This is a genomic window from Vibrio sp. 10N.286.46.A8 (assembly GCF_041470165.1).
In the GTDB taxonomy this organism is placed as follows: domain Bacteria; phylum Pseudomonadota; class Gammaproteobacteria; order Enterobacterales; family Vibrionaceae; genus Vibrio; species Vibrio tasmaniensis_A.
In genome coordinates, this window is the sequence record NZ_JBFRLX010000174.1 from 1 (window position 1) to 8,341 (window position 8,341).

An 8,341-nucleotide genomic window follows, 5' to 3' on the forward strand; every position below is an offset into this window, starting at 1 on the left:
ATGTAGTAAGGAATGTTCAGAGTTTCGAAGTACTCAGGAAGAATGTGCTCAGGAAAGCCAGGTTGTTTTTGGTCTAGGTTTACGGCAACAACATCGAATTTGATAGGTGCAGCTTCACGTAAACGTAGCAAAATATCTAGCATCGCAAATGAATCTTTACCGCCACTAATGCACGCCATTACTACGTCATTCTCTTCGATCATGTTGTAGTCAACGATGGCATTTCCAACATTTCGTCTCAGACGTTTCTGAAGCTTGTTGAATTCAAGTGTTTCTTTTTTATTTTCGTTTTGGTTCATTGCGACTCTCACACCGTCGTATTACCGACTGTAGATTGCTAGTGGGACTGTTTTAGGGCGTGGATTATACGGATTTTTATTTGATGTTGAAATAGTAACGGCAGGATTAACAAGCTGAGTATTGGAAAGATTCCGCTTCTTTTGAGCTTTAAGCTCTCTAAACGGTTAGATAAACGCGTCTTAACAAATTCGAGGTTTGCATAGTAGACAAAGAAAAGCAGCCTTCTCTAAAAGATCAGGCTGCTTAAGAACTACTTCCTCAAAGCGTAGGGAGTGCTTCTAGCTAGACTTATTGCGCGGGAATGTACGGTAATACGCGAACCGTTGGCTCTGGTAAAGTGATGTTGTCACTTCCATTCAGCTCTTCTAAGGTGAATTTAGCTCGCCCTTCTTCAATTGGGATCTGTTTACCGTTAGATAGAGCAATGTTGCCTTCAAGCTTGTCATTGAACTCCAACGTTAACCCTTGGATATCAGGTGTGAACCAGCTAGAGAACATACCGCTTACGTCTTCTAGCATTGCCTGCATCTGTGGTAACAGGCTTTCTAGCTGTGCAACTTCAACATCGCCAGCTAAAGGCTCTTGAGTCATTACAACGAGCGAATATGCACACTCTTGCTCTTGGGTTTGTACAAAGATAAGAGGATTTGCTGAGCGCAGGTTTTGATCTACAGGTAGAAGCAGCTCATTCGCAGGAGATACTTTTAGCTCTTCGTAGTGCTCTTCTTTCTCCATCCAAGCTTTGCTGATGTGACAGGTTTTCTGTGCTTGTTGGTCAACAAAGAACACCGCAACTTTGACATCATCGTGCCCTTCTTTGGTGTTGTTTTTCAGCTGAGTATAGAGTTTAGAATACGTGAACATGTATTCTTGCGCCGAAGCTGGGAGAGAAACGCCAAGGCTTAAAGTGGCTAATAGAGCGAGTACTGTCTTTTTCATTATTATAATCTTGTCGAAGTTGAGCGTTTATAAATAGAAAGAGCAGCCAATGAGCTGCTCTTTTTGTGATGTTACTTGGTGTCAGCCGACTTTCGAAGGCAACCAAGTTGGTATCAAAATGAGTTACTTTTCCCAGTATACCTTGTTGTGACGGATCATAGCTTGTAAATCAGTCACATAGTCTGAACCTCGCTCAGAATATTTTAACAAGCCATTGGTCAATTCGGTCGCCGTTTCTTTGGTTAACAGATCATTACCATTTGCTGTCAGTTGCGCACGAATGGCTCTTAAATCTGCATAGGCACGGTTACGATTAAGGTTCATGAAGTAACGGTGTACGGATTCTTGGCTGGAAGAAAATGTTGCTACTTCATGCGAGCTGCCTTCGTTACGTTGTAGCGGCACAAGACCACAACCTTTGCTGTAACACCAATGTCCGAAATAGTTGTTTGCTTTGGTTGCGAAACGTGATGTCCCCCAAGCTGATTCATTAGCAGCCTGTGTCAGTACCAGCGCCTCTGGCAGTACGTTGACTCGGTTAAGCATTTCCGCCAACCATGTCTGTTCTATACCTGTGCTAGGTAGCGGTAAGCTGTACAACTTCCCTAACCTTTTCGCATAAGAAATGTCTTCAGAATCAATACTACTTAAACCTGATTCAGAGAGCTTAGTTAAAAACGCACGTTCTTTGGTGATACGTTTGTTTTCAATCTTGATGCTTGGGCGTAGGAACGAGAAAAACGCGTCTTTTTTCTCGTTTACATCCTTAATAGCCGCAAAGTTTGGTGCGCTTGAAGCAACAGTCAAGTCATCAAATTGGTCTGCTGAAGTAGATCTCTGTTCTGTCGTACGTCGGCGTTCTTCTTCTTGGTAAAGGTATGGGCCAATCAGTGAGATAGAACCCACGATTGCTAGTGTTGTTACCTTGAGCGCAAGAGATTTACTCGCGCTGCCTTTGTCGTTATTACGCATCGAAGACCTGCGGGTTTTTGTTCTTGTTACCATGGCTACTGTTGTTGCCGTTATTGTTACCGCCATCGCCATCGCCATCGCTATCGTCATCGCTCATTGGGCGGTCTGATGCAATTATCTTCAGCTTGATGCCAAACATCTCACGGTAAACGATACCTTTCACGTGGAAGAAGAATGGAAGAACGAAGATCAAGCCAATGCCGTACATCATTGCGGCAACGATGAACATCAGCATAACCATTAGGTATATAGACGCGACTACGAAGATCTTCTTATTTACTGCTCTTAGAGAAAGTAATAGCGATTGCATCGGTGGAACTTTTTTATCACAAATCAGCAGAATTGAGTTGCTGAACGCAAGTGAGAAGTAGATAGACAGAAATGGCAGAATCATACCAGCGATGCCTTGAAGCATTAGGCTGAACAAAGTCACTAGAATAACGGGGATCGTAAACTGCAAACCTTTGCCTATGTGGCGTACTTTAGTTTGAAGACCTGCAGCGTGGCTCATTGCCATTAAACAGATGCCGGCATAGATAGGTGCACTGACGACTTCATAGCTAAAATTTGCAATGAAAATCGATTCAACGATCTGGGGTGTAAAGGCCTCAGGGTCGATTACCGCATCTAAGATAACTGCAGGGTCACCAAGTTGCAGTTTTAGTGCGATATAAAAGATAGCCAATTGTACGAACATCAGCGCAACAATCGCAGGGGAAAACGAAAGAAAGTGACTTATCGTATGTTTCCAAGCCTCTTGGAATACAGCCGTTGCTTTGAGCTCATAATCGCCGGAAAGTGCACGGTCGATACTACCGCCCAAATTAAAATCTTTTTCGATGTCGTTGTTCATATTGATACCTAGGTGCGCCAACTAAACGAAGGCACCTAACTTATTGATAAAAAATTACCTTCATTATACCCATATGTCGGATGCAAACTAAAATATGAATCTGTAACAAGGCTTGCTTTTACGTCTTAATGGTTAATAATTAGACACTTGTTAGGATGTGAACCCAACAAATAACAGTATGGTAAAGGATGTTTACTTTTACCTGCGAATTTTTTTGTCTTCGAAAGATAAAAAATGCTTTGAATTCACGTTTTTGGTGATTATGATGCGCGCCTTAGAGGTGTATAGCAACAGGTCTCAAATAGAACCAAGGTGGAGAAAAACAGACGTTGAACGCTAAAAAATCAGTAGGGACGCCAGTAGTACAGCTAACTGGCATCAGTAAAAGTTTCGATGGTAAGGAAGTCATCGGCAATCTGGATTTAAACGTAAATCATGGTGAGTTTCTCACGATATTAGGCCCGTCCGGTTGCGGTAAAACCACGGTACTAAGGATGATTGCAGGGTTTGAAACGGCAGATAGTGGTGAAATACTATTAGCTGGACAGAACGTAACCCAAGTTCCTGCTGAACAAAGGCATGTAAACACTGTTTTCCAAAGCTATGCCCTATTCCCGCATATGACTGTTTTCGATAATGTGGCATTTGGCTTACGCATGCAGAAAGTTCCAAGCAGCGAGATTGAACCTCGTGTAATGGACGCTTTGAAAATGGTGCGCTTAGAGCAAATGGCACAACGAAAGCCACACCAGCTATCTGGCGGTCAACAGCAACGTATCGCAATCGCTCGTGCTGTCGTTAATAAGCCTAAAGTTCTCTTGTTGGATGAATCTCTATCTGCTCTGGATTACAAACTACGTAAACAGATGCAAATCGAGCTGAAACAACTGCAACGCCAACTTGGTATCACGTTCATTTTTGTAACGCATGACCAAGAAGAAGCACTCTCTATGTCCGACCGCATTATTGTTATGCGTGATGGCGTGATTGAACAAGACGGAACACCAAGAGAGATCTACGAAGAGCCTAAGAACCTATTCGTAGCGCGTTTCATTGGTGAAATTAACGTATTCGAAGCGACAGCTAAATCTCGTCAAGATGAAAAGCGCATTGTTGCGACAATCGAAGGTGAAGAGTCCATTATCTATCACGATAAAGACGTAACACCGGGTCAAAAACTGCAAGTATTGCTTCGCCCTGAAGATCTTCGTATCGAAGAAATCAAAGAATCTGAGCAACGCGGTATTGTTGGTCACATTGTCGAGCGAACCTATAAAGGCATGACATTAGATTCAGTCGTAGAACTTGAGTCGGGTATGCGTGTCATGGTTAGTGAATTCTTCAACGAAGATGACCCTGATGTTGATCACTCACTGGGCCAAAAAGTTGCAGTAACTTGGGTTGAGAGCTGGGAAGTGGTATTAGAAGATGAGCAAGAAGTTTAATTTACAAAACGCAATTGTTGCTTTAATCACAGGTTGGTTAGTGCTGTTCGTGATGATTCCAAACATCATGATCATCGGTACTAGTTTCTTAACTCGTGATGAAGCTAACTTGATTGAGATGACTTTTACTCTCGATAACTATGTGCGTTTGGCTGATCCGCTGTATTTTAAAGTGCTGATGCACTCTTTCTATATGGCAATCGTTGCTACCCTGCTTTGTTTAATTATTGGTTACCCGTTCGCCTATATCGTGGCAAAAATGCCAGCGAAGTGGCGTCCAATCATGTTGTTCCTCGTGATTGTACCATTTTGGACTAACTCACTGATTCGTACTTACGGATTGAAAGTGGTTTTGGGTACTCAAGGGGTTCTGAACAAAGGTTTGTTAGCGTTAGATATTATCGATAAGCCGCTACGCATCATGTACTCAGAAACCGCAGTAATGATTGGTTTGGTGTATATCCTACTTCCATTCATGATTCTGCCGCTGTATTCAGCGATTGAAAAACTGGACGATACGTACCTAGAAGCGGCTAAAGATTTAGGTGCGAACAAACTGCAAACACTATTGAAAGTCGTGTTACCACTGACTATGCCAGGTATTGTCGGTGGTTGTTTATTGGTGTTATTACCTGCATTAGGTATGTTCTACATCTCTGACCTATTAGGCGGAGCAAAGAACCTGCTGATTGGTAACGTGATTAAGAGCCAAGTACTTAATGCTCGGGACTGGCCGTTTGGCGCTGCGACGAGTATTGCACTGACCGTGGCAATGGCTGTGATGCTTTATGCCTACTACCGTGCAGGCAAGTTACTGAATAAGAAAGTGGAGCTAGACTAATGGGTCGCACAGTTAAGTTCAGCTTTATGGCGCTGGTATACGCTTTTCTATACCTACCTATTATCGTATTGATTGCAAACTCATTTAATGCCAATAAATTCGGCATGAAATGGGGTGGTTTTACCACCAAGTGGTATGACGCACTGATTAACAACGACAGCCTAATGCAGGCTGCGTGGCATTCGATCAACGTAGCGGTGTTCTCAGCGACTGCCGCAACGATTGTCGGAAGCCTGACAGCCGTTGCCCTATTCCGTTACCAATTTAAAGGTAAAGGCATCGTCAATGGCATGTTGTTCATCGTGATGATGTCACCAGATATCGTAATGGCGATTTCGCTTCTTGCGCTATTCTTGGTTATGGGTGTACAACTTGGGTTCTTTACCCTACTTGCAGCGCACATTACTTTCTGTTTACCGTTCGTTGTTGTCACGGTCTACAGCCGCTTGAATGGCTTTGATGTGAAGATGCTAGAAGCAGCAAAAGACTTAGGTGCAAGTGAGTGGACGATTCTAAAGCAGATCATTCTACCTCTTGCTAAGCCAGCGGTTGCTGCGGGTTGGTTATTGAGCTTCACTCTGTCTTTGGACGACGTGATCATCAGCTCTTTCGTAACAGGTCCAACTTACGAAATCTTGCCACTGAAGATTTACTCGATGGTTAAAGTCGGTATATCTCCAGAGGTCAACGCCCTAGCAACAGTGATGTTAGTGGTGTCGTTAATACTGGTGATTATTTCTCAGTTGTTAGCGAGAGAGAAAATCAAGTAAGTCTCCTACTCTTTACTGAGACGGACTTGATAAGATTCAAGTTTAACAAAAGTGTTATTCATAAACAGAATGGTAAATTGCCATTCTGTTTTTCTATCTACTGCCTTTAGGCAACGTTTAGTTTGGAGCTAACGTCAATGAAAAAATGGGCTACTCTATTAGCTGGTAGTGCATGTGCGCTTTCAATGTTATCTGCACCATCGTTTGCAAAAGATGACAAAGAATTGGTATTCATGAACTGGGGACCTTACATCAACAGTGAGATTCTAGAACAGTTCACTGATGAAACTGGAATCAAGGTTATCTACTCAACTTACGAGTCGAATGAAACCTTGTACGCAAAGCTAAAAACACACAACAAAGGCTACGACCTAGTTGTGCCGTCGACTTACTTCGTTTCTAAGATGCGTGACGAAGGTATGTTACAAAAAATCGACAAAACTAAGCTGTACAATTTCAAGAACCTAGATACTAACTACCTAGATAAGCCGTACGACCCAAGCAACGACTACTCTATTCCACACGTAGTTGCGATTACAGGTTTGGCTGTTAACACGGACATGTACGATCCAGAAGATTTCCAAAGCTGGGCTGACCTATGGAAGCCGGAGCTTGAAGGTCAACTGATGATGATGGACGACACGCGTGAAGTGTTCCACATCGCACTGCGTAAGCTAGGTTACTCAGGTAACACAACCAACGAGAAAGAGATCGACGAAGCTTACGCTGAACTACAAAAGCTAATGCCGAACGTTCTAGTCTTTAACTCAGATAACCCTGGCGCGCCATATATGTCTGGTGAAGTGGGTCTTGGTATGCTGTGGAACGGTTCTGCTGCTGCAGCGCAAAACGAAGGTCTACCAATCAAACTGGTTTTCCCTAAAGAAGGCGGTATCGGTTGGGTTGATAACTTTGCGATTAGCTCTGGTGCGGTAAACGTAGATGCAGCTCATAAGATGATCGACTTCCTACTTCGCCCAGAAATTGCAGAGCAAATCTCTCGTGACACAGGCTACTTAACGGCAGTTAAAGCGTCTAACGAGAAGTTTAAAGACAGCCCTGCGCTGTTCCCGTCACAAGAAGACCTTGACCGTGTGGAATGGCAAGCTGCGGTTGGCGATAAGACAGTGAAGTACGAAGATTACTTCATGAAACTTAAAGCCGGTCAGTAAGCGAGTCTGTTATCTAATTGCTCCGGTCAACAGAGGCTAATAAGTAACGGGTTTACTTAACAAGCCTAGTTAGGTAATCAACAAGTTAAAAATAAGAATATCAATCAATAGGCAGCTTAGGCTGCCTATTTTGTTATATCACTGCTATAATTTAGCGCGATTTTTAGAAATCCATTTACTTTGGGTTCAATACCCAGCTCCAAATCAAACAAATGAACGGAACAGTAATGAAAAAAACACTGTATACCGGCGCATTGTGTGCTGCTACTTTACTTTCTACACCCTCTTTCGCAGCTGACCAAGAACTGTATTTTTACAACTGGTCTGAATATATTCCAAATGAAGTACTAGAAGACTTCACCGAAGAGACTGGCATTAAAGTCTATTACTCAACTTATGAGTCTAACGAAAGCATGTACGCTAAGTTAAAAACTCAAGGTACGGGTTACGACTTGGTCGTTCCTTCTACTTACTTCGTTTCTAAGATGCGTAAAGAAGGCATGCTTCAAGAGCTTGATAAAACTAAGCTAAGCCACTTTGCAGATTTGGATCCAAATTACTTAGATAAGCCATTTGACCCAAACAACAACTACTCGATCCCATACATCTGGGGCGCAACGGGTATTGGTATCAACTCAGATATGCTAGACAAGTCATCAGTTAAAAACTGGGGCGATCTGTGGGATACACAGTGGGAAGGTCAATTGATGATGATGGATGACTCTCGTGAGGTTTTCCATATCGCACTGTCTAAACTGGGTTACTCTCCAAACACGACTAATCCTGAAGAAATCAAAGAAGCGTACGAAGAACTTCGTAAGCTGATGCCAAACGTATTGGTATTTAACTCAGATTTCCCTGCGAACCCTTACCTAGCGGGTGAAGTGTCTCTTGGTATGCTTTGGAATGGCTCTGCTTACATGGCTCGTCAAGAAGGCGCAACGATTGACATTATCTGGCCAGAGAAAGGCGCTATCTTCTGGATGGATAGCCTAGCGATTCCAGCAGGTGCTAAGAACACTGAAGCGGCACATAAGATGATCGACTTC

At 43.1% G+C, this 8,341-nt stretch carries 8 protein-coding genes and 1 pseudogene; 5 read left to right on the top strand and 4 right to left on the bottom strand.

Going from position 1 to position 8,341, the window contains the following annotated elements:
* From AB4232_RS16710 to AB4232_RS16725, 4 genes and pseudogenes are all read right to left on the bottom strand, one after another.
* Nucleotides 1-299, bottom strand: a pseudogene (locus AB4232_RS16710) (tRNA 2-thiocytidine(32) synthetase TtcA); the annotation flags it as partial.
* A gap of 289 nt (nt 300-588) precedes the next feature.
* Nucleotides 589-1,239, bottom strand: coding sequence for a DUF2987 domain-containing protein (locus AB4232_RS16715; protein ID WP_372087570.1), 651 nt, complete (start codon nt 1,237-1,239; stop codon nt 589-591).
* 123 nt (nt 1,240-1,362) lie between these two features.
* On the bottom strand, nt 1,363-2,211 hold the full coding sequence (locus AB4232_RS16720) for a glucosaminidase domain-containing protein (protein ID WP_135382147.1): 849 nt from the start codon (nt 2,209-2,211) through the stop codon (nt 1,363-1,365).
* Nucleotides 2,204-3,064 carry a hypothetical protein gene (locus tag AB4232_RS16725; protein ID WP_372087572.1) on the bottom strand — a complete coding sequence of 287 codons (861 nt, stop codon included), beginning with the start codon at nt 3,062-3,064 and terminating at the stop codon, nt 2,204-2,206. The genes AB4232_RS16720 and AB4232_RS16725 overlap by 8 nt, the downstream gene beginning before the upstream one ends.
* A 329-nt stretch (nt 3,065-3,393) precedes the next feature.
* Here AB4232_RS16725 and potA point away from each other — a divergent pair, with 329 nt between their 5' ends.
* The 5 genes from potA to AB4232_RS16750 all read left to right on the top strand — a co-directional run.
* Complete coding sequence (gene potA, locus AB4232_RS16730; protein WP_372087573.1) at nt 3,394-4,509, top strand: spermidine/putrescine ABC transporter ATP-binding protein PotA; 1,116 nt, start codon at nt 3,394-3,396, stop codon at nt 4,507-4,509.
* A complete protein-coding gene (potB, locus tag AB4232_RS16735; protein ID WP_012603924.1) occupies nt 4,493-5,350 on the top strand; it encodes a spermidine/putrescine ABC transporter permease PotB in 858 nt (285 codons plus the stop codon). The genes potA and potB overlap by 17 nt, the downstream gene beginning before the upstream one ends.
* Nucleotides 5,350-6,120 carry a spermidine/putrescine ABC transporter permease PotC gene (potC, locus tag AB4232_RS16740; protein ID WP_004733706.1) on the top strand — a complete coding sequence of 257 codons (771 nt, stop codon included), beginning with the start codon at nt 5,350-5,352 and terminating at the stop codon, nt 6,118-6,120. The genes potB and potC overlap by 1 nt, the downstream gene beginning before the upstream one ends.
* 137 nt (nt 6,121-6,257) lie before the next feature.
* Nucleotides 6,258-7,292 carry an extracellular solute-binding protein gene (locus AB4232_RS16745; RefSeq protein ID WP_372087574.1) on the top strand — a complete coding sequence of 345 codons (1,035 nt, stop codon included), beginning with the start codon at nt 6,258-6,260 and terminating at the stop codon, nt 7,290-7,292.
* A 227-nt stretch (nt 7,293-7,519) separates the two neighbouring features.
* On the top strand, nt 7,520-8,341 hold an 822-nt coding region (locus AB4232_RS16750), incomplete at its 3' end, for an extracellular solute-binding protein (protein ID WP_372087575.1).

Bases quoted from the DNA above. Each gene is read 5' to 3' on its own strand.
- AB4232_RS16715 (WP_372087570.1), bottom strand. From the start codon at position 1,239: ATGAAAAAGACAGTACTCGCTCTATTAGCCACTTTAAGCCTTGGCGTT.
- AB4232_RS16720 (WP_135382147.1), bottom strand. From the start codon at position 2,211: ATGCGTAATAACGACAAAGGCAGCGCGAGTAAATCTCTTGCGCTCAAG.
- AB4232_RS16725 (WP_372087572.1), bottom strand. From the start codon at position 3,064: ATGAACAACGACATCGAAAAAGATTTTAATTTGGGCGGTAGTATCGAC.
- potB (WP_012603924.1), top strand. From the start codon at position 4,493: ATGAGCAAGAAGTTTAATTTACAAAACGCAATTGTTGCTTTAATCACA.
- potC (WP_004733706.1), top strand. From the start codon at position 5,350: ATGGGTCGCACAGTTAAGTTCAGCTTTATGGCGCTGGTATACGCTTTT.
- AB4232_RS16745 (WP_372087574.1), top strand. From the start codon at position 6,258: ATGAAAAAATGGGCTACTCTATTAGCTGGTAGTGCATGTGCGCTTTCA.